Origin of the sequence: Klebsiella sp. CN_Kp104 (genome assembly GCF_040064515.1) — a bacterium.
Classification (GTDB): Bacteria; Pseudomonadota; Gammaproteobacteria; order Enterobacterales; family Enterobacteriaceae; genus Klebsiella; species Klebsiella aerogenes.
The window spans coordinates 121,627-143,196 of sequence record NZ_JBEAII010000004.1 but is presented as its reverse complement, the minus strand read 5'-3'; the positions used below and the strand labels follow the sequence as shown (position 1 = coordinate 143,196).

The 21,570-nt window shown below is 54.1% G+C and carries 20 protein-coding genes; 7 read left to right on the top strand and 13 right to left on the bottom strand.

All coding sequences use genetic code 11. From position 1 onward, the window contains the following. Window positions 1-51: 51 nt before the first annotated feature. The 3 genes from ABLU80_RS07700 to osmB all read left to right on the top strand — a co-directional run bounded on the left by ABLU80_RS07700 (window position 52) and on the right by osmB (window position 1,541). Window positions 52-234 carry a hypothetical protein gene (locus ABLU80_RS07700; RefSeq protein WP_015366235.1) on the top strand — a complete coding sequence of 61 codons (183 nt, stop codon included), beginning with the start codon at window positions 52-54 and terminating at the stop codon, window positions 232-234. 70 nt (window positions 235-304) lie between these two features. Next, window positions 305-1,054 carry a DNA-binding transcriptional regulator YciT gene (locus ABLU80_RS07695; protein ID WP_348849874.1) on the top strand — a complete coding sequence of 250 codons (750 nt, stop codon included), beginning with the start codon at window positions 305-307 and terminating at the stop codon, window positions 1,052-1,054. A gap of 268 nt (window positions 1,055-1,322) precedes the next feature. Further along, complete coding sequence (osmB, locus tag ABLU80_RS07690) at window positions 1,323-1,541, top strand: osmotically-inducible lipoprotein OsmB (protein WP_032688354.1); 219 nt, start codon at window positions 1,323-1,325, stop codon at window positions 1,539-1,541. Window positions 1,542-1,654: 113 nt separating this feature from the next. Here the strand turns inward: osmB and yciH are convergent, their stop codons facing one another. The 5 genes from yciH to pgpB all read right to left on the bottom strand — a co-directional run bounded on the left by yciH (window position 1,655) and on the right by pgpB (window position 5,298). Then, on the bottom strand, window positions 1,655-1,981 hold the full coding sequence (gene yciH, locus ABLU80_RS07685) for a stress response translation initiation inhibitor YciH (RefSeq protein ID WP_015366232.1): 327 nt from the start codon (window positions 1,979-1,981) through the stop codon (window positions 1,655-1,657). Next, on the bottom strand, window positions 1,981-2,718 hold the full coding sequence (pyrF, locus tag ABLU80_RS07680) for an orotidine-5'-phosphate decarboxylase (RefSeq protein ID WP_047079559.1): 738 nt from the start codon (window positions 2,716-2,718) through the stop codon (window positions 1,981-1,983). Before pyrF ends, yciH begins: the two co-directional genes overlap by 1 nt. Window positions 2,719-2,912: 194 nt before the next feature. After that, window positions 2,913-4,082 (bottom strand): lipopolysaccharide assembly protein LapB, encoded by a 1,170-nt coding sequence (gene lapB / locus ABLU80_RS07675; protein WP_015366230.1) that lies wholly within the window; start codon window positions 4,080-4,082, stop codon window positions 2,913-2,915. A gap of 6 nt (window positions 4,083-4,088) precedes the next feature. After that, entirely contained in the window at window positions 4,089-4,397 is a 309-nt protein-coding gene (locus ABLU80_RS07670; RefSeq protein WP_015366229.1) for a LapA family protein, read from the bottom strand. A gap of 142 nt (window positions 4,398-4,539) precedes the next feature. Continuing rightward, the gene (gene pgpB, locus ABLU80_RS07665) at window positions 4,540-5,298 is read right to left on the bottom strand and encodes a phosphatidylglycerophosphatase B (RefSeq protein WP_086557432.1); all 759 of its coding nucleotides are present in this window, start codon (window positions 5,296-5,298) and stop codon (window positions 4,540-4,542) included. Window positions 5,299-5,461: 163 nt separating this feature from the next. Here pgpB and ribA point away from each other — a divergent pair, with 163 nt between their 5' ends. After that, the gene (gene ribA / locus ABLU80_RS07660; RefSeq protein WP_015366227.1) at window positions 5,462-6,052 is read left to right on the top strand and encodes a GTP cyclohydrolase II; all 591 of its coding nucleotides are present in this window, start codon (window positions 5,462-5,464) and stop codon (window positions 6,050-6,052) included. A 46-nt stretch (window positions 6,053-6,098) separates the two neighbouring features. On the opposite strand, the gene acnA is transcribed toward ribA, so the two are convergent. The 4 genes from acnA to topA form a co-directional block, all read right to left on the bottom strand. Continuing rightward, window positions 6,099-8,771, bottom strand: a complete 2,673-nt coding sequence (gene acnA, locus ABLU80_RS07655; protein WP_047079558.1) for an aconitate hydratase AcnA — start codon at window positions 8,769-8,771, stop codon at window positions 6,099-6,101. Window positions 8,772-9,150: 379 nt separating this feature from the next. Continuing rightward, the gene (locus ABLU80_RS07650) at window positions 9,151-9,309 is read right to left on the bottom strand and encodes a YmiA family putative membrane protein (protein ID WP_072057012.1); all 159 of its coding nucleotides are present in this window, start codon (window positions 9,307-9,309) and stop codon (window positions 9,151-9,153) included. A 244-nt stretch (window positions 9,310-9,553) separates the two neighbouring features. Further along, a complete protein-coding gene (gene cysB / locus ABLU80_RS07645; protein WP_015705738.1) occupies window positions 9,554-10,528 on the bottom strand; it encodes an HTH-type transcriptional regulator CysB in 975 nt (324 codons plus the stop codon). A 311-nt stretch (window positions 10,529-10,839) separates the two neighbouring features. Continuing rightward, the gene (topA, locus tag ABLU80_RS07640; RefSeq protein WP_015366223.1) at window positions 10,840-13,437 is read right to left on the bottom strand and encodes a type I DNA topoisomerase; all 2,598 of its coding nucleotides are present in this window, start codon (window positions 13,435-13,437) and stop codon (window positions 10,840-10,842) included. 410 nt (window positions 13,438-13,847) lie between these two features. On the opposite strand from topA, the gene ABLU80_RS07635 reads away from it, so the two are divergent. Next, window positions 13,848-14,099: a YciN family protein gene (locus tag ABLU80_RS07635; RefSeq protein ID WP_015366222.1), complete on the top strand. Its 252-nt coding sequence runs from the start codon at window positions 13,848-13,850 to the stop codon at window positions 14,097-14,099. Between the two features lie 81 nt (window positions 14,100-14,180). Here the strand turns inward: ABLU80_RS07635 and sohB are convergent, their stop codons facing one another. Then, window positions 14,181-15,227: a protease SohB gene (gene sohB, locus ABLU80_RS07630; RefSeq protein WP_015366221.1), complete on the bottom strand. Its 1,047-nt coding sequence runs from the start codon at window positions 15,225-15,227 to the stop codon at window positions 14,181-14,183. 252 nt (window positions 15,228-15,479) lie between these two features. Here sohB and ABLU80_RS07625 point away from each other — a divergent pair, with 252 nt between their 5' ends. Then, window positions 15,480-16,241 (top strand): YciK family oxidoreductase, encoded by a 762-nt coding sequence (locus tag ABLU80_RS07625; protein ID WP_015366220.1) that lies wholly within the window; start codon window positions 15,480-15,482, stop codon window positions 16,239-16,241. Then, entirely contained in the window at window positions 16,238-16,828 is a 591-nt protein-coding gene (gene cobO, locus ABLU80_RS07620) for a cob(I)yrinic acid a,c-diamide adenosyltransferase (protein ID WP_348849873.1), read from the top strand. The genes ABLU80_RS07625 and cobO overlap by 4 nt, the downstream gene beginning before the upstream one ends. Here the strand turns inward: cobO and ABLU80_RS07615 are convergent. Genes ABLU80_RS07615 through ABLU80_RS07605 form a run of 3 tightly spaced genes read right to left on the bottom strand, consistent with a single transcriptional unit; the run spans window position 16,800 to window position 21,528 of the window. After that, a complete protein-coding gene (locus ABLU80_RS07615) occupies window positions 16,800-17,774 on the bottom strand; it encodes an AraC family transcriptional regulator (RefSeq protein WP_020078576.1) in 975 nt (324 codons plus the stop codon). The genes cobO and ABLU80_RS07615 overlap by 29 nt on opposite strands. A gap of 25 nt (window positions 17,775-17,799) precedes the next feature. Further along, window positions 17,800-20,148 carry a glycoside hydrolase family 3 C-terminal domain-containing protein gene (locus ABLU80_RS07610; protein WP_348849872.1) on the bottom strand — a complete coding sequence of 783 codons (2,349 nt, stop codon included), beginning with the start codon at window positions 20,146-20,148 and terminating at the stop codon, window positions 17,800-17,802. 18 nt (window positions 20,149-20,166) lie between these two features. Continuing rightward, complete coding sequence (locus ABLU80_RS07605) at window positions 20,167-21,528, bottom strand: MFS transporter (protein WP_015366216.1); 1,362 nt, start codon at window positions 21,526-21,528, stop codon at window positions 20,167-20,169. Window positions 21,529-21,570 lie beyond the last annotated feature (42 nt).

The following is a 21,570-nucleotide window of genomic DNA, read 5'->3' as shown; positions in this document are numbered from 1 at the left end:
ACTGTTTTTTGCATCATTGATTTCATTCATTTTTGTAACCAGGATAATGCTATGTCTGATCTGAATGCCCGCCTGCTCGCCCAACGTATCGATACCGTGCTGGATATTCTGGTTGCCGGAGATTATCACTCGGCGATCCATAATCTGGAGATCCTCAAAGCCGAGCTGCAGGCGTTGTCTCACGACGAGCCAGAGAAGGACTCAGGGCAATCGAAAGCGCCGTGGGAAATCTAATTCATTCCTGTCCCCCAGCACGCCTTAAGGCCTGCTGGGCGCCGTATAGACCTCTAACTGTGATGTAGCTATGAACGCCCGACAACAAAGTATTTTGCAAATGGTCATCGATAAAGGCCGTATGAGCGTAGCCGATCTGGCCAGGATGACCGGTGTCTCCGAAGTCACTATTCGTCAGGATCTGAATTCGCTGGAAAAACAAAGCTACCTGCGCCGTACCCACGGCTTTGCGGTACCGCTGGATAGTGAAGACGTCGAAACCCGGATGATGACCAACTTTGCCATTAAGCGTGAACTCGCCGCGCGCGCCGCGTCGCTGGTGGCAGCCGGAGAGACGGTGTTCATCGAAAATGGCAGTTCAAACGCCCTTCTGGCTCGCACATTGGCGGAACGCGGCGATATCACCATCATCACCGTGAGCAGCTATATCGCGCATTTACTCAAGGAAACGCCGGGCGAGGTGATTCTGCTGGGCGGTATTTATCAGAAGCGCAGTGAAAGCATGGTCGGCCCGTTAACCCGCCAGTGCATTCAGCAGGTACACTTTAGCAAGGCATTTATCGGCGTTGACGGCTGGCAGAGCGAAACCGGCTTCACCGGCCGCGACATGATGCGCGCCGATGTGGTTAATGCGGTGCTGGAAAAACAGTGCGAAGCCATTGTGCTGAGCGACAGCTCGAAATTCAGCGTTGTGCATCCCTATCCGCTGGGCCCGATTTCCCGTTTCAATCGCATCATTACCGATAATAATTTGCACGACACTATCCGCCAGCAACTCACCGACAGCGGTTTAACCGTCGATATTGTTAACCGCGCCTGATCGCCTCCGCCAGCGCCCGATAAAATGGCGTTGGCGTCCCTTCTGCGTCTGAGAGTATTCCGACCCGCAATTAAGATTTTTTACCTGACGTTAAATTTTAAAATAAGTAGAATTATTATTAGCGATATAACAGGAAGTGACTATCACCTGCGTGATTAGAGCAACACCTGCGCAACTTAAGTTTCATGGAATAACCCGTAAGTCATAGCCTGTTGCTATGCTTAAAGGAAGTTGTATCCATGAATAGATTATTCAGGAGAATAAAATGATGACTTCGATGAGCAAAAAAATGGCTGCGGCCGTACTGGCGGTTACTGTAGTAATGTCTCTGAGCGCTTGCTCTAACTGGTCTAAACGCGACCGTAACACCGCAATCGGCGCCGGCGCCGGCGCACTGGGCGGCGCGGTATTAACTGATGGCAGCACCCTGGGGACCCTGGGCGGCGCAGCGGTTGGCGGCATCATTGGCCACCAGGTTGGCAAATAACCACCCCGCATATTAAATTAATAATAATTTCGTAGTTACTGACTCACGCATCTACAAATAATTAAGGCCACGGTAAATACCGTGGCCTTGTTGTTTATTTCATAGAAATTATCTTAGCCACCCGCTAATTTCACTTTCATCCCTTTGGCCTCCAGCAGCGATTTCAGCAAGTCGCGTTTATCCCCCTGAATTTCAATCACTCCCTCCTTGAGTGAACCGCCGCAGCCGCATTTCTTTTTCAGCTCAGCGGCCAGCTTCGCCAGCGCGTCGTCATCCAGATCGATGCCGGTAATCAGGCAGACGCCCTTTCCTTTGCGCCCACTGGTCTGGCGTTGAATACGCACGATGCCATCGCCTTTCGCTCGTTGCGGCGCCGCTTTCGGCTCTTCGATACGGCCGCTATCGGTGGAGTAAACCAGGCGGCTATTTGAATCACTCATTACGCCCCCTGCTTCAGCGATGCGTTGATACTGGCAAGCGTTGCCGCCGGATCGGCGGACTGGGTAACCGGGCGGCCAATGACCATATAATCAACCCCCGCCTGCTGCGCCTGTTCCGGGGTCATGATTCGGCGCTGATCGCCTGCATCGCTACCTGTGGGGCGGATCCCTGGCGTGACTAACTTAAATTCCTGCCCTAACTCCTGCTTAAAGCGGACGGCTTCCTGCGCGGAACAGACTACGCCGTCCAGACCACAGCGTTTGGTTAGCGCAGCCAGTTTAGCGGCATGATCGGCAGGAGAAAGCGTGATGCCAAGGTCCTGCAAATCGCTGGCTTCCATGCTGGTCAATACGGTGACCGCAATCAGTAACGGCGCCTCTTTTCCAAACGGCAACAGCGCCTCGCGGGCCGCCGTCATCATGCGCGCACCGCCTGAGGCGTGAACGTTCACCATCCATACGCCGAGTTCCGCCGCAGCGGCGACCGCACGTGCGGTGGTATTAGGAATATCGTGGAATTTCAGGTCGAGGAACACTTCAAAGCCGCGTTGATGCAGGTCGCGAACAAACTGCGGCCCCAGCAGCGTGAACATCTCCTTACCTACTTTCAACCGGCAGTCGCGGGGATCGATTCGATCAACAAAGGCTAACGCCTTGTCACGGTTATCATAATCAAGCGCAACAACGACGGGAGAGGATGTGATAACACGAGGAGAAGAGGTAGCAGTAGACGTCATGACCGGACCTTAATTGTGGATGAGCGCCGCCAGGGCGCAAAAAAGGTAAACGGGCAGCATTCTACCTGCGAAGTGGGGAAAATGACAGGCTGCTTTTGCCCCTCTACAGACAAAAACGGGCACGCGGCAACAGGATTGGGCATGGTAAAACCCAGATAAGTATGTTGTAACTAAAGTCTGGCTTTTTTTAGTAGTTACTGACCATCCAGGCCGCGAATCGGCTTTATAGTCGCCCACGAGCGGCAGGACGGGCAGTGCCAGTACAGGGTGTGGGAAGTAAAACCGCACTTCTGGCAGCGGTAGCGCGGTTTGCTCCGCACCTGTTCACCAACCATGTTACGCAAAACCCCCAGACTCGCCTTCGCGCGCCCTTCTTCCGCCTCATTAAGATGGTAGTCCATCAGTTTATGGAACACGCGCATTGTTGGGTGGCGTTCCAACTGGCGAGTTACATAGCTTTGCGCCGCTTCCGCCCCTTCCTGCTGCTCGATAATCTGCGCCAGCATGAGTTCCGCCGTCGCACCGGTGTTCTCTTCTACACAGCGGCGCAAAAACGCTTCCCACTCCGCATGCTTACCCAACTGCTGATAACAGGTTTGCAGCATTTCCAGGGTTTCACCCACCAGTTCTTTATCCTGGCCAATCACCCGTTCCAGGCTTTCTACCGCTTTCGCGTAGTCGCCTTTTTCCATCCACACGCGCCCCATCATAATCGAGACGCGGGCGCTGTTGCGGTCCGCAGACGCGCCTTTCTTCAGCAGCGTCATCGCTTTATCGAGATCGTTGCTGGCCATCTGCTGTAGCGCCAGTTCACACCAGAAGTTGGCGATGTCGCTGCGATGTTTTTCTTTGCCCAATTTTACCAGCCGCTCGGCGACTTCGATGGCGGACTGCCAATCGCTGGTCAGTTGATAAATCTGCAGCAGTTGTTGTAGCGCGCCCAGGCGGAAGTCGGTTTCATCCACCAGCTGCTTGAACATATCTTCCGCGCGATCGTACAGGCCAGCGGCCATATAATCGCGTCCCAACTGTTGGACGGCGAGCAGGCGTTGATCGTAGGTGAGCGAGGCGCTCTCCATCAGGCTTTGGTGAATACGGATGGCGCGGTCAACTTCGCCACGGGAACGAAACAGGTTGCCAAGCGTCAGATGAGCTTCGACGGTGCCGGTGTCCTCTTTTAACATATCGAGGAACAGATCTACGGCTTTGTCCTGCTGATTGCTCAGCAGGAAGTTGACCCCGGCCACGTAATCACGCGACAGGCGACTAGCATCGTCCTGTTTGGACTGTTGTGCGCTCCTGCGCCCCATATACCATCCATAGGCAGCGGCAACGGGAAGAAGCAGAAACAACAACTCCAGCATAGAAGGTTATTCCTTGACCGCAGGGACGCCGGCATCAGCGGGCGCCGCGGCCACTGGCGCGATCTGCTGCTCCAGGCGTTTAATTTTACGCTCGGCGCGCGCCAACGACACACGTACCCGCAGCCAGAACAGACCACAGATCAGCCAACCAATGGCAAATCCGCCAGCAAACAGTACCGCCAGCAGCGTGGAGATACGGAACTCACCCTGGGCAAGCAAATAGTTGAACGTGACCAGTTGGTCATTTTGCGCGCCCAGCGTCACAGAGATGACGAAGATAGCTAATACCAGTAAGAAAATAAGTAAATATTTCACATGACTTCCCGTTCTGTGGGTGGCGCGAGTAAAACGCGTTCAAGCCCTATAAAGTATCATTTTCACCGCAGTGGTGAAATGGAAAAGCATGACACCCATCATGATATGCGGCCAGATGCCGCGAAATTCAACATAAACGCCGTCAGGTTGCGCGTTTTTTGATATCGCTCGCCTCTTCAACAGGCGGGGTTAACGGGCCGCAAAAACGCTGCGTGAGCCAGGTCGCCGCGGTAACCAGCAGCCATGAAAGGCTGGTCGCCACGATAAGATCCTGCGGCCAGTGCATACCCAACGCCAGACGACTGCCCATGACCGCAGTAGCCCAACCCAACAGCAAACCGATAGTTACCCAGCGCCGGCGCGGCCACAACAGCCCGCCCCCCAGCAGCGCCCAACTGGCGGCAAACATAGTATGGCCGGACGGAAAGGCAAAGCCGGTCTCTTTTTGCCAGTGTTTACGCAAGAACCCCGGTATTGTCTGTTGTTCAGCCAATTGCTCATGCACCAGTTTAGCGCGTTCTTTACGTTTTAACTCATAGAATTGCGCCACCGGAACCTGTTGGGTTCTTTCTAACCAAATCACAAACGGCCGTGGTTCCTGCACCCGTTCTTTGATCCAGGATTTAAGCCCCTGTCCTGCCAGGATAGCGGCGCCGAGAATGAGAAACAGCACCAGCGCTTCACGCAGACGAAATCGTAAACACCACAAAAACCAGCCAAATAGCGCTACGTGAGTAATTATTCCCCACGGCTGGGTGACGGTTTCAGTCACCCAGTACCACATTTTCAACATGGCCGGTGCTTGACCCGGCTGCCACTGCCAGCCGGAGAGCCAGACTATAACGGGCATAACAAGCAATAGCGCCGCCCCGATGGCGGTCCTTTTGGCAATTAACAGCATCGTATCTCCTTCTCTTTCCTTCTGAATATCATAACGGAAAGTAGATCGTTTGTGCGCTTTCCGCGCAGGCGGTCGTCGGTAATTAGGAGAACGTCGCGGCGTTGTGGCAAAATAGTAGTAAACAGAAAGCACATTCAGGTGCTGTCAGAATCTGGAGAATCACATGCAGCTTAAACGTGTGGCAGAAGCCAAACTGCCAACCCCCTGGGGCGATTTCCTGATGGTGGGCTTTGAAGAACTGGCAACCGGGCAGGATCATGTCGCGCTGGTGTATGGCGATATTTCGGGGCAAGCCCCGGTACTGGCTCGCGTACACTCAGAATGTCTGACGGGCGATGCCCTTTTTAGTCTGCGTTGTGATTGCGGTTTTCAGCTGGAAGCGGCGCTGTCGCACATCGCTGAAGAGGGGCGCGGGATCCTGCTCTATCACCGTCAGGAAGGCCGAAATATCGGTTTGCTGAATAAAATTCGCGCCTACGCGCTACAGGATCAAGGCTACGATACCGTCGAAGCCAACCACCAGCTCGGCTTTGCCGCCGATGAGCGCGACTTTACGCTGTGCGCCGACATGTTCAAACTGCTCGGCGTAGAGCAGGTTCGCCTGTTGACCAACAACCCGAAGAAAGTCGAAATTCTGACTGAAGCGGGGATCAATATCGTCGAGCGCGTGCCGCTGATCGTCGGGCGTAACCCGAAAAACGAACACTATCTCGATACCAAAGCTGCCAAGATGGGGCATCTGCTGAATAAATAAATCAGCTCCAGAATGAATCAGGGCCAGCATTCGCTGGCCCTTTCTTTTACAGCATATTACGAATCACATAATGCAGAATGCCGTCGTTCTGGTAGTAGGTCAGTTCTGTCGCAGTATCGATACGACAGCGACACTGAATGACCTCCTGCTGTCCATCGGCGCGGGTAATCGTGACTGGAACCGTTGCCGCAGGATGCAGCGCCTGCAGGTTACTGATATCGATCCGCTCTTCGCCGGTCAGCTGTAGCGTTTTACGCGTCACGCCCTGCGGGAACTCCAGCGGTAATATCCCCATGCCAATGAGGTTGGAGCGGTGAATACGCTCGAAGGACTCGGCAATGACCACCCGCACGCCCAACAGACGCGGTCCTTTTGCCGCCCAGTCGCGGCTGGAGCCTGAGCCATATTCTTTGCCGGCGATCACCGCAAGAGGGGTACCTTCAGCTTTGTACAGCATAGCCGCATCGTAGATGGCGATAGGCTGCGTGTCCGGCAAATGACGCGTCATCCCCCCTTCCACGCCCGGCACCATTTCATTGCGGATACGGATATTCGCAAAGGTGCCGCGCATCATGACTTCATGGTTACCGCGTCGCGACCCATAAGAGTTGAAATCGCCGCGCGCCACGCCGTGCTCCTGCAAATAACGTCCTGCCGGGCTGTCTGCTTTTATACTTCCTGCCGGAGAGATATGGTCGGTGGTCACTGAATCGCCTAGCATCGCCAGGATCCGAGCGCCGTGAATATCTTCTACCGGTTTCGGCTCAACGCCCATCTCATCAAAGAACGGCGACAGGCGAATATAGGTTGAGTCATCCTGCCAACCATAGGTGTCGGAACGCTCAACCTGAATGGCTTTCCACTCCTCGGTACCTTCGAAGACTTCGGCATACTCTTTATGGAACATGTCGGTGGAAACCTGCTGCACCGCGCGAGCAATCTCCTCGCCGCTCGGCCAGATATCCTTCAAGAACACCGGCTTACCGTCTTTACCGACGCCGAGCGGTTCATGGGTCAGATCGATGTTCATATTGCCAGCCAGCGCATAGGCCACGACCAGCGGTGGCGACGCCAGCCAGTTGGTTTTCACCAGCGGATGGATACGACCTTCGAAGTTACGGTTGCCGGAGAGCACTGCGCCGACGGTCAGGTCACCTTTTTTGATTGCCTCTTCGATAGGTTCCGGCAGCGGCCCGGAGTTACCGATACAGGTTGTGCAACCGTACCCCACGAGGTTAAAGCCCAACTCATCAAGATAAGGCGTCAACCCGGCATGCGCCAGATAATCGGAAACCACTTTCGAACCCGGCGCCAGCGAGGCTTTCACCCACGGCTGCGGTTTCAGGCCGCGCTCAACGGCGTTCTTCGCCAGCAGGCCGGCGGCCATCAGCACGCTCGGGTTGGAGGTATTGGTACATGAGGTGATTGCCGCAATCGCCACCGCGCCTTCCGGCAGCGAATAGCGTTGCCCATTGAGCGTATAATCAACCGGCTGGCGCGATTTTTGCGTTTGATTCACTTCCAATTCGTTACTGGCGGCAAACGCTTTCGGCACATCGCCCAACGCGACGCGATCCTGCGGTCGTTTCGGCCCGGCGAGGCTGGCCTCAACCGTGCCCATATCCAGCGCCAGCGTACTGGTGAAAACGGGTTCATCGCCCGTCTGCCGCCACATACCCTGCGCTTTGGCATAAGCTTCAACCAACGCCACCTGCTCTTCGCTGCGCCCGCTCAGGCGCATATAGCTGAGGGTCACTGCATCGATCGGGAAGAATCCGCAGGTCGCGCCATATTCCGGCGACATATTCGCAATGGTCGCCCGGTCGGCCAGCGGTAACGAGTCGAGACCATCGCCGTAGAATTCAACGAACTTGCCTACCACACCGTGTTTGCGCAGCATCTGGGTCACTGTCAGCACCAGGTCGGTCGCGGTGATCCCTTCACGCAGTTTACCGGTCAGCTTGAAACCAACGACATCGGGAATGAGCATGGATACCGGCTGGCCAAGCATCGCGGCTTCCGCTTCAATCCCACCGACGCCCCACCCTAATACGCCAAGGCCGTTGATCATAGTGGTGTGCGAATCGGTACCCACCAGCGTATCCGGGTACGCCACCCATTCGCCATTCTGCAGTTCGCTCCAGACGGCACGGCCGAGATATTCCAGGTTCACCTGGTGGCAGATCCCGGTTCCCGGTGGCACGACGCTAAAGCGGCTAAAGGCCTGCTGTCCCCAGCGCAGGAAAGCATAACGCTCGTGGTTCCGCTCCATTTCAAGACGCACGTTGTCTTCAAAAGCGTTTTCATTACCAAAACGGTCCACCGTCACCGAGTGGTCAATCACCAGGTCAACCGGCGAGAGCGGATTCACTTTCGCCGTATCGCCGCCCAGACGTTTTACCGCTTCGCGCATGGCAGCTAAATCGACCACCGCCGGTACGCCGGTGAAATCCTGCATCAGCACGCGCGCCGGGCGATAAGCGATTTCGCGGTCAGCATGCGCTGTCGCCAGCCAGCCGGCCAGCGCCTGAATGTCCTGTTCGGTGACCGAATCGCCGTCCTGCCAGCGCAGGAGGTTTTCAAGCAGAACTTTGAGAGATTTGGGCAGTCGGGTGAGATCGCCCAGTTGTTTAGCGGCCAGCGCCAGGCTGTAGTAATGGTAGGTTTTGTCTTTGACCTGTAGCGTATCCTTACTGGCTGCTCGTAATGTTGACGACATAGCTCCTCCTTTATCACAGGGATGCATGCCCTGAACTCCTCAGGGTCTTTATTAAAGATAACACAAACCTGACATAACACTTTGATAACAACTCAAATTGCTAAAATTGACAAAACCGTACAATTCAGAAATTTTGACGAGAATAGTATTACAGCGCGGATATATTTGATGAGAGTAAGTAAGTTCCGAAGCTGTTCACTGAGCGGGAATAGAAAAAGAGCTAATCACGACAAGCCGTGATTAGCTCAGGATGGATTAACATTTAAAGCTGATAAGTCGGAAAATAATTTCTTCCACATTGTTTCACAATTCCGGGTGCTAATTTTACCAACCTCCTTTTGTCACAAAAGTGAAATATAACCTTCTCTGATAAACTGCTTTAGCTAATAATCCAGATGAATAATGCAACGATGCACCAGAAAGCGCTAAGCCCCACCAGCAGTGAGCCCCAGACCTGACTGCGCAGCGTTGGATCGATTTCCGCTTTGTCACGTTGGTATGACATCGCGAGCTTTGTATAATCGATATTGTTTATCATTTCATCACCACCAATTGCTAAAATCATCAGGTACAGATAAATCTTAATAAGATATATAAGATAGATCCAGCTAATTCAGGAACAGGTAAAAGGCTTTTAGCCGTTATTTTGATCGCAGCGGGTATAATGAAAAAGTAATGAAGTGAAATACGCAGAAATGTGATTACAACGAGGTTTATAAGTTCTGATAAGGTCCATAATAGAAAATGGCACTCCCCGGAGGAAATGCCATTTAGCAATACGATTATTTTTCCGGCAGTTTAATATCTTTGAACATCGCCTCTATATCCTCATTCGAACGTAGCGCCACGGCTGTGTCTACCACATCCCGCGTCAAATGTGGCGCAAAACGCTGAATAAAATCATACATATAACTTCTGAGGAAGGTACTTCGGCGGAAGCCTATCTTGGTGGTGCTGTGGCTGAAAATACCATTGGCATCAAGTTTTACCAGGTCCGGATCGGACACTGGATCGACCGCCATGCTGGCAATGACTCCAACGCCAAGCCCTAAACGCACATAGGTTTTGATAACATCGGCATCAGTCGCGGTGAAGACGATACGCGGAGTGAGCCCGGCGCGATTAAATGCGGTATCCAGTTCGGAACGTCCGGTGAAGCCGAAGGTATAAGTCACCAGCGGGTACTGCGCCAGCTCTTCAATGGTCACCGAGCCTTTAGAAGCGAGCGGGTGATCCGGGGTCACCACAATTGAGCGGTTCCAGTGGTAACACGGCAGCATCACCAAATCGTCGTACAGATGCAGCGCTTCGGTAGCAATGGCAAAGTCGGCATTGCCCTTCGAAACCGCTTCTGCAATCTGCGTCGGCGACCCCTGATGCATATGCAAAGAGACCCGCGGATAACGCTCAATAAAGCCCTTAATCACCCCAGGCAGCGCGTAACGCGCCTGAGTATGGGTGGTGGCGACGTACAATGAGCCTTTATCCGGCCAGGTGTGCTCCCCTGCCACGGATTTAATGGCCTCAACTTTGGACAGCACTTCGCGCGCGATGCGGATAATTTCCTGCCCGGCTGGAGTGACCTGAGTTAAATGCTTGCCGCTGCGGGCAAATATCTGAATCCCTAACTCATCTTCCAGCATCCGCACCTGCTTGCTGATGCCTGGCTGCGAAGTATACAAGCCTTCGGCGGTAGAGGAGACATTCAGGTTATGGTTAACAACCTCAACGATGTAGCGGAGTTGCTGTAGTTTCATGGCTGATATCCGTAAACGCGTAAAATGAATCCGCTTAATACACATTATGTTCAGACTGCTGCCTGCTGGCGGCAAAATGCCAGACATTCCCTGCGGCGCGCCGAACCAGCGCCACAACGCGTCCTGAAACCGATGATGTATAAGACGATTTGATAATAAAAAAGTGATTCGCTATAACCACTATATCATTTATATCTACAGTGTATAGATGGTAACAAAAAATAATAAGTCGGTTATAAAGCGGGAGCGACGAGGCGGTGCGCGTGGATAATCGGTGAGAAAATGGGCCGCATTGCGGCCCATTCAGAAGGTTACTTTTTCGCTTCAGTCCATTTGCCGTCGATAAAGAAAGCGGACCAGCCGGTCGCTTTGCCCTCTTTCTCGGAGGAGACGTACTGTTGCTTGGTCTTACGACTAAAGCGTACCAGCGTTTTATTGCCTTCCGGATCCTGCTGCGGCGCATCGGCCAGATAACGCAGCTTTTCAGGCAGGCGATCGCGGAAGCGGTACAACTCTTCCACTAATGGCGCACGCGTTTCACGTGATTTCGGGAAGGTGTTTGCCGCCAGGAAAACGCCCGCCGCGCCATCGCGCAGGACGAAGTAAGCGTCGGACTTCTCGCATGGCAGTTCCGGTAAAGGCACCGGATCTTCCTTCGGCGGAGCCACTTCGCCATTACGCAGGATCTTACGCGTATTTTTACACTCGTCGTTGGTACAAGCCATGTACTTACCAAAACGCCCCATTTTCAGGTGCATTTCGGAGCCGCATTTCTCACACTCCACGATAGGGCCGTCATAGCCTTTGATACGGAACTCGCCCTCTTCAATCTCATAGCCATCGCAGGTCGGGTTGTTGCCGCAGACATGCAGTTTGCGCTTCGGATCGATAAGGTAACTGTCCATCGCGGTGCCGCATTTCTGACAGCGACGTTTAGCGCGCAGCGCGTTGGTTTCGGCATCATCGCCTTCCAGCACGTTGAGGACTTCGTTTTCCGGTACCAGGTTAATAGTGGTTTTGCAACGCTCTTTCGGCGACAGCGCGTAGCCAGAGCAGCCGAGGAATACCCCGGTACTGGCGGTACGAATGCCCATTTTACGCCCGCAGGTCGGGCAGTCGATGCTGGTCAGCACCATTGGGTTCGGCTGCATGCCGCCTTCTTCAGGATCCTTCTCAGCAGTCTGTAGCTGAGAAGTGAAATCGCCAAAGAAGTTATCCAGTACCTGTTTCCACTCGGCCTGATGATTAGCCACCTGATCGAGGCGGTCTTCCATCTGGGCGGTAAAATCGTAGTTCATCAGATCGCGGAAGTTCTCTTCCAGACGGTCGGTGACGATTTCACCCATCTTTTCAGCGTAAAAACGACGGTTCTCGGCGCGTACATAGCCGCGGTCCTGGATGGTCGAAATGATCGACGCATAAGTGGACGGACGACCAATGCCGCGTTTTTCCAGCTCTTTCACCAGCGAGGCTTCGCTGAAACGCGCAGGCGGTTTGGTGAAGTGCTGCGCTGGGGTCAGTTCCACCAGGCTCAGGCTGTCGCCCTGATTGACCACCGGTAACGTACGGTCTTCATCGCCTTTACGCAGCGCGGGCATTACTTTCGTCCAGCCGTCAAAGCGCAGCGTACGTCCGCGGGCTTTCAGTTTGAACTCGCCAGCCTGTACCGTCAGGGTGGTTGAGTCGTATTTTGCCGGCGTCATCTGACAGGCAACGAACTGACGCCAAATCAGTTGATATAATTTCTGCGCATCGGCTTCCATGTCTTTCAGCGATTCCGCCATCACGTTCACGTCAGAAGGACGAATCGCTTCGTGCGCTTCCTGCGAATTTTCTTTGCTGGCGTACTGATTCGCGTTTTCAGGCAGGTATTTTTTGCCGAAGTTATCGCCGATATAGCCGCGAACCATGTTCAGCGCATCCTGACTCAGGTTGGTTGAGTCGGTACGCATGTAGGTAATATGGCCGGCTTCATACAAACGCTGGGCCATCATCATGGTTTTCTTCACGCCGAAGCCAAGACGGGTACTGGCGGCCTGCTGCAGCGTGGAGGTGATAAACGGCGCGCCCGGCTTGCTGCTGGTCGGCTTATCTTCGCGCTCCAGCACGCTATAGCGCGCTTTTTCCAGCAGCGCGACGGCAGCCATGGTTTCGTCGCGGTTAACCGGACGGAACGGCTTGTCATTCTTGTGAGTCACCTGCAGCGGTAATGCATCGCCGCCCGGCGTGGTAGTACTGGCGTCGATCTCCCAGAACTCTTCCGGAACGAAGGCTTTAATTTCGCGCTCGCGTTCAACGACCAGGCGGACTGCGACAGACTGCACGCGTCCTGCGGACAGACCGCGGGCAATTTTTTTCCACAGCAGTGGAGAAACCATATACCCCACCACGCGGTCCATAAAGCGACGCGCCTGCTGGGCATTAACACGATCGATATTCAGCTCGCCCGGCTTCTCAAAGGCCTGACGAATCGCGTTTTTGGTGATTTCGTTAAACACCACGCGGCTGTACCGTTGCTCATCACCACCGATAACTTCCCGCAGGTGCCAGGCAATGGCTTCCCCTTCGCGGTCAAGGTCGGTTGCGAGATAGATGTGGTCGGCTTTTTCCGCCAACTGTTTGAGTTCTGAAACTACCTTTTCTTTACCCGGAAGTACTTCATAATGCGCATTCCAGTCGTGCCATGGGTCCACGCCCATGCGGTTGACCAGAGCGCCACGTTCATCCTTTTTAGGCTTTTTAGCCCCTTTGGTGGAGGTAGAGTCGGCGCTCTTTTTGGAAGCTGAGCCACTGGTCGGCAAATCGCGGATATGACCGACGCTGGATTTCACCACGTAGTCATTACCCAGATACTTATTGATCGTTTTGGCTTTTGCCGGGGACTCAACGATAACGAGAGCTTTACCCATATTCACCTTTACCTAATTTAATTCATCCAGGAATACATCGCACATTGATTCACCATCCACTAGCGACGTGCCTGATATGTTGCGGCCACGTCGATGGATATCAACCCTCTGCACGCCCAGTTTCACATCCATAAAACCAGATAGCTGAGTTTGCTGGCTTTTGCGAGCCAGGTTGCATAGCACGAAGAATTTTTGGCCGAATGTCAAGCAAATCTGTTGCCAGATCGCTGAAAGCGTCACACTGTACCTGATAAAATTCGTTACGCAACTTTATTAGCATGCAAAAGCTAACTCCGCCAGTAAAGTGATGTTTCTTAGCCAGTTGCAATTACCCCTGCACAATCAATGGAAAATTTGCCCGTTGCCCTCTCGCGGCGTAGACTACCGGCGAAGAACTACAGGAGTCCGTTATGCAAGGTACAACCCAACCCATCGAACGCCAGGCGTTACTTGAAATTGCCAACCAACTCATTCGCGATCATGAAGATACGTTAGCCGGAATTGAAGCCACCAACGTCGTTCAGCGTAACGGGGTTTTGGTGTTCAGCGGCGAGTTTTATCTTGATGAACAAGGTTTGCCGACAGCGAAGAGCACTGCCGTATTTAACATGTTCAAGTATCTCGCTCATGAGTTGTCAGATAAGTATCACCTGGTTGATTAACCGCCAGTCATTGATGGGCCGGCTCTCGGCTTAAGCCAGCCAGAAACAACAACGCGAGGTATCAGCCTCGCGTTGTTTTTATTACATTAACGGTTTTTGTCCACGCTGCCACCAGCGCAACAATAGACGGTCAGCGCTTTCCGCCGCGCTCCCGGTAACGCGATCGAGCAATTTCTTACGCTGCTGATAACGCACGCTAATCACATCGTGATTATCCATCATGCTCAACAGGAGTTCATCGCTGGTTTGTACCGCATCCGCCAGCCCTTTTTCCAGCGCCTGCACGCCGTACCAGTGCTCGCCGGTCGCCACCTTTTCGATATCCAGCGACGGGCGCATCTGATGGACGAAATCTTTAAAAAGCTGATGGGTTTCATTGAGATCGTCGCGGAACTTCTGTCGACCTTCCTCAGTGTTCTCGCCCAACATGGTTAACGTGCGTTTATATTGCCCGGCGGTATGGAGTTCAATATCGATGTCTTTGTTTTTCAGGAAGCGATTGATGTTGGGGATCTGCGCCACTACGCCAATCGAGCCAAGGATAGCAAACGGCGCGCAGACGATTTTGTTCGCCACGCAGGCCATCATATAGCCGCCGCTGGCAGCGACCTTATCGACCGCGACCGTTAGCGGGATTTGTTTATCACGTAAGCGCTGCAGCTGCGAAGCCGCCAGGCCATAGCCGTGAACCACTCCGCCAGGGCTTTCCAGACGCACCACCACCTGGTCGCGCGCCTTCGCCGAAGCCAGCACCGCCGTAATTTCTTCGCGCAGGCCGCTTACCTCGTGAGCATCCATACTGCCTTTGAAATCCAGCACCCAGACGCGCGCCTTGCCGCTGGGTTCCGCGGTACCCAATTTTGCCCGCGCTTTGGCCTCTTTGGCTTCCTGCTTATGTTTTTTCTTCTGCGCTTTATGCCAGAGTTTTTGCTGCGGGCCATCCAGTAGCGCCACCGCCAGCTCTTCTTTCATCTCCTTATATTGCTCGCTAAGATTCGTTACCCGCAGCTCGCCGCGCTGCTTCTTACGCTGAGTCAGATTAACGATTATGGCGGCGATAACCGCAATGGCGACGACGATAGTCGCAGCCTTGGCTAAAAATAAGCCGTACTGAGCAAGTAATTCCACGTTTTCACCTTGTGTAAAGCACTGACGTTGACGCACAGTGTACATCAGCCTTTATCATCAAGTCTCTGCGCTTTCCGTGCGCTGCGAGGCGCATTCCCGTTTTTTTTTGCCGCAATGAAATCGTTGCAAGATATTAATTCTGCGAAGAGTTTCCCTTTGACTGATTGCAATCATCAATCGTTTGAGGCATAAAGCGCAAAAGTAAGATACCGAATAAGACATGGCCGTACGCAGGCCAGCAGAGGAGTCGCCGTGCACTATCAACCGCAATATCACCTACTTAAAGACCGTATCATTCTGGTCACCGGCGCCAGCGACGGCATTGGCCGTGAAGCCGCCCTCACCTATGCGCGCTACAGCGCAAGCGTGGTCCTGGTTGGTCGCAATGAAGAAAAACTGCGCGGGGTCGCGCAAGAAATTGAACAGGCTGGCGGTATTGCGGCACGCTGGTTCACCCTCGACCTGTTGACCTGCACGCCGCAGGAGTGCCAGCAGCTGGCGCAGAAAATCGCGATTCACTACCCGCGCCTTGACGGTGTGCTGCACAATGCCGGCCTGCTTGGCGACGTCTGCCCGATGGACCAGCAGGATCCTGAGGTATGGCAGCAGGTGATGCAGGTAAACGTTAACGGCACGTTTATGCTCACCCAGGCGCTTCTTCCTTTATTACTCAAGTCCGATTCCGGCTCGCTGGTGTTTACCTCTTCCAGCGTTGGCCGCCAGGGCCGCGCCAACTGGGGCGCCTACGCGGCCTCTAAATTCGCTACCGAAGGGATGATGCAGGTCCTGGCCGAAGAGTACCAAAGCCGTCATCTGCGGGTAAATTGTATTAATCCCGGCGGGACGCGTACCAAAATGCGCGCCAGCGCCTTCCCGACAGAAGATCCGCAAAAGCTGAAAACCCCCGCCGATATCATGCCGGTCTATTTATGGCTGATGGGCGACGATAGCCGGCGCAAAACCGGTATGACCTTCGATGCCCAGCCGGGGCGTAAACCAGGGATCTCCCAATGAGCGATCAACGCTACCGCGAGCGCCAGCAGCGGGTAAAAGACAAAGTCGATGCGCGGGTCGCCGCCGCCCAGCAAGAACGCGGGTTGATCATGGTATTTACCGGTAACGGCAAAGGCAAAACCACCGCCGCCTTCGGTACCGTCACCCGCGCGGTTGGACACGGTAAAAAAGCCGGCGTGGTGCAATTCATCAAAGGTATCTGGCCTAACGGTGAGCGTAATTTGCTGGAGCCGCACGGCGTCGAGTTCCAGGTGATGGCCACCGGCTTTACCTGGGATACGCAAAATCGCGACAGCGATACCGCCGCCTGTCTCGATGTCTGGCAGCACGGGCGCCGAATGCTCGCCGACGATAGCCTGGATCTGGTACTGCTGGATGAACTGACCTACATGGTGGCTTACGACTATCTGCCGCTGGAAGAGGTGCTGACGGCGCTGCGCAACCGCCCAGCGCATCAAACGGTGATGATTACCGGCCGCGGCTGCCACCGCGAGATTATCGAGATAGCTGACACCGTCAGCGAACTACGCCCGGTAAAGCACGCCTTTGACGCCGGGGTCAAAGCGCAGATGGGGATTGATTACTAACCGCCAGCCTCGCCAGCAGTTGGCCGTTTAATGGCAGGCATACGCAGTCCTCGCCGAGCGCCAGCTGCTGGTCGAGAACGTTTTGCCGCGAAACAAAGCGTTTGCGGTACTCGGTCGGCGTCAGTCCGCAGTATTTGTTAAAGGCGGCGATCAGGTATTTGTGCTCCTGAAAACCGCAGCTATGGCTGATTTCGGTGATCGGCGTACGCGTATCACGCAGTAGATTGCGAGCCTTATTCAGCCGCACCAGGGTCAGATACTCTTTAAAGTTGTAACGACTCACCCGCTTAAACAGCCGGGAAAACCACGAATAGCTCATGCCGCTGTGCTCGGCCACTTCGCTCAAGGTCAATGGCCGGTCGTAATGCAGATTAATATAATCAATGCCTTTTTTAATCATCGACTCTTCGCGTAGCGAGCTCTCCTCGCGCTCCTGAGGCTCTCCTGCCGTCACCAATGCATCAAGCAGCAAATATATCGCCGCGATACGCTGGAATGGCGTACGGTTATCGACAAGCTGTTGCAGCAGCGCCGTTAACCGCTGGCGCACCTGCCAATCCGCGCTCTGCGCAGTACGCCCGGCGGTACACCACTCCAGCCGCGGAGAGGGATGCATTTCATCAAACAGACCCGGCGAAAACTGCACGGTGACCAGTTGGCTACCGGGCATCTCCGCGCTGAGCGAATGCACTTCCTCCGCGTTGATATACAACATATCGCCCGCGCGCAATTGCCACTCCCGCTGGCCGACGGCCAGCGTGAAACCGCCATGCAGGACGGTGATAAGCTCCGGCGCCGGGTGCCAGTGAGGTTCGCAGTAGCGCACCTCGGCGGCGAAGACGTTGAGTTTCTCAGCGTCGAAGGCGATCAGCTCGTAGCCGCTATTGGTCGCCGGCTGCCCGCTTTGTGTCACCTGACGGGGATGCGTCACTGAAAACGGGAACACGGAGTACCTCCTGAACTTTTGTTGATTAATGACCCGCCAGCACGGCATTGAGTTCGTCGCGATCGATATCCAGCGCCAGGAACTCAGTCAATGCAATCAGCAAACCACAGAACAGATCTGGCGCCAGGCGGATAAGCTTTTCACGTACCAGGTCTGGCGCTACCCCGCTCTTAGCCGATATCAGCGCCACCACGCGGGCAAAGGCTTCTGGCTGTTGAATAAGCTGCTGCAGAGAATTGTCGTCGCGCAGCGGTACGTAGCGCGCAGGGCAATCAATCTCAACGCTCGCCGTTAAGGGAAGATCGCGAGACGAGGCGCCCACGTAGATTTGCCACTGCCCTGGGGTCACCAGCCAATCCGCCAGCCCCGGATGATAGCAGGCTAAATCAGCGACGGGCAGCGCAAGCTCAACGCGACGCGTTTCCCCTGCCAGCAACGACACTTTGCTAAAGGCTTTCAGCGCGCGAACCTCGCGGATCAGCTCCCCTTTCGGGGCCGTAACATACAGCTGTACAATCTCCTTGCCCTCGCAATCGCCGATATTCGTTAAATCAAAGGCGACACGCAGGGTTTCGCCTTCGGCAAGCCGCGATGCGGAAAGCGCAAGATTGGCATAGCTGAATTGGGTATAGCTCAGGCCAAAGCCAAACGGGAAACGCGGCGAAAGAAGGCGTTTATCGTAATAGCGATAGCCGACAAACAGACCCTCGCCATAGTGATGACGCAGATTTTCCCCTGGATACTGCAGCCAGGCAGGCGTCTCTTCGAGAGTATTTGGCACCGTGACGGTTAGCTTACCGCAGGGGTTGCGCTTACCGAAGAGAATTTCAGCCACGGCGCGCCCCATCCCCTGTCCGGCGAAGAAGGTTTCCAGCAGCGCCCGGCATTCGCCAAGCCATGGCATCACCACCGCATCGCTGTTAGCCAACACCACAACCACGTTTGGCTGTACCCCCGCGACCTCACGGATCAGCTGTTCGTGCGCGGGAAGAATATTCAGATCCTGGCGATCGCCATTCTCGCCATCTTCACCGACCGCCGTGCTGACAAAAATCACTGCCACATCGGCGGCTCCGGCGACGTCACGCGCCTGCGCCAGCGCCTGCTCGTCGCTTTGATTGTCGTCTGGCGCGCCCGGCGCCCACGTGACCTTAAAGTCATCCCCGGCAAGATCGAAAATCTCATCCAGCGGACGGTCGAGTAAATAGGGAACCGTAGTGGCGCAACCCGAGCCCTGAATAACCGGCTCCTGAGCGGGTTTACCGATCACCGCGATGCGCGGCGTTTTGTGTGGCTTCAGCGGCAGCAGGTTGTCTTCATTTTTCAGTAATACGATGGATTCTGCCGCTAAACGCTGCGATAACGCATGGTGTGCGGCAAAGTCAGCACGCGTGTGCGGCCGGCGATGTCGTTGCACTTTATCAACCAGTTCCAGCATCCGCAGACACGCCCGGTCGACCACCGGCATCGGTACCTCCCCGCAGGAGATTGCCGCCAGCAGGGTTTGTTTGTCCCGGCGGGTTTCCGGCATTGCCAGGTCGTTGCCGGCAAGCAGCGATGCCGGGCGATCTTTAATACCGTACCAGTCGGACATCACCAGACCGTCATACCCCCATTCATCACGCAATACCTGGGTCAGTAAGAACGGATCCTGCGATGTTTGAACGCCATTAAGACGGTTATAAGAAGACATCACCGTCCAGGGCTGGGATTTGGCGATCGCTCGTTGAAATCCAGCGAGATAGATTTCACGCAGCGCCCGCTCCTCAATAATCGAATCCATTTCGGTACGCCGATACTCGGAGTTATTGGCGGCAAAATGTTTAAGGCTGGCGCCGACGCCTTCGGCCTGTAAGCCGTTAATCAGCGCCGCGGCGATATCCCCACTAACGACCGGGTCCTCTGAATAGTATTCATAGCCGCGTCCAGCCAGCGGGGTGCGCCGAATGTTAATTCCCGGCCCCAATAGAATACCCACCCCCGTCTGTTGGCATTCGCGACCCAGCGCTTCGCCCATCTCCCGTACCAGTTCAACATCCCAACTACAGGCCAGACTGGAGCCATTCGGAAAACAGGTGGCCGGCAGCGAGGCGCTGAACAACGCTTCGCTGCCGCCCTTGGCGACAGGCTCGTCGGCGCTGGCCTGGTCGGCGGTTTGGGTAATCACCGCGATGAAGTCATCCATGCTCCACTTTTCATTGCCATCTATTTGCGCGCTGCTATAGCGCACGCCGTAGGTACCATCGGTCATCACGATATCGGGGATACCGTGCTGCGGCATCGATGCCGTGCGCCACAGGCCGCTGCCGGTCAGCAGCGCCACTTTTTCCTCTACCGACATGGCGGCGATAACGGTACTAAAATCGTTGTTCATCTCTCTGACTCCTTGAGGTTAAAGCGCGTTTTGCTTACGCAGGCTGATTTTCTGCACGATATCGCGATAGGTATTTTCATCTAACGCATAGCAGGCCACGAAGATGGCGCTGATGGCGAACATTGCGCCGGGGAAAAGCGTCATCAGAATATTGATGCCATTAATCGCATCGCTGGTCACATTACCCGCATCATAGTGATAGAGATCCAGCATCCAGCCCGCGCAGCCGCCGCCAATCGCCATCGCAATTTTGGTGATGAAGTTAAAGAAACCGTAGATGGCGCCCTCAGAGCGTACACCGTGATGCCATTCAGCATATTCGACGGTGTCGGCAATCATCGACCACATGGCGACAAAGCCCATGCCAAGCGTAATGCTGTAAAGACACACGCCGATCATTATCAGCCACAGGTTATTACCAGCGATGAAATATTGCATCAGCACCCCCAGCACGCCAATTAACAACGCCAGAAGCGCCATTTTCTTTTTCCCCATTAACGCAATCACTTTCTCAGAGATAATGGTTCCAATAATATAAGCGCCAGACTGAATCATGAAGAAAGTAGCGGTAAACCCTTCGCTACCGATAATGTATTTAATAAAGTAAATAGCGATCGCCATCCATACGGTATAGGCGATATAGAAAAACACGGTAAATAATGAAAGATGAATCAGTGGTGCATTACCTAATACCGCACGGAACATTTCGCGAAGCGTCGGCGCATTCATTTTATCCTCTTCGCCAACGCGTTCTTTGGTCATGCCAAAACAGGCAAGAAACATAAAAGTCGCTAACAGCGCAAAGCAGGAAACGGCAAAGACATAGCCCATTTGTTTGTCGTTAAAGGGCGAAATCAGCCAGTCTGCCGTTGTGGAAACAATCAGATACCCGACAATAGCCAACACAAAGCGATATACCGACAGCGACGAACGCGAGGCCTCATGCTGCGTCAAGCGGTTGGTCAATGCCGAATAAGGTGTGTTAACCGCCGTATAGGCCAGGCAATAGATGGTATAGGAGGCCAGCGCGAAATAAAATTTAGCTTCCCCGCCAAATGGCACAAAACACAACACGGTTAAAAAGCCTAACGGTATCGCACCATATAATAGCCAGGGACGCAATTTGCCATATTTACTCTGCGTTTTATCAATTGCAAAACCAATCAGGATATTAAAAATTGCGTCAATCACCCGGGCAATCACAAAGATCAGACTCGCCTGTACCGCGCTGATGCCATAAACATTAGTATAAAAAAACAGTAAGAATAACGAGACAAAACCGAACGATAAATTAGAGGCGAAATCGCCTAAGCCATAGCCTATCTTTTCTTTTACGCCGATGACCACATAGCTTGCCGATAACTTTGTTGTTGTACTCATTGCGGGCTACCTGTTTTGTAATCAGTGCCGACAGTATATGGC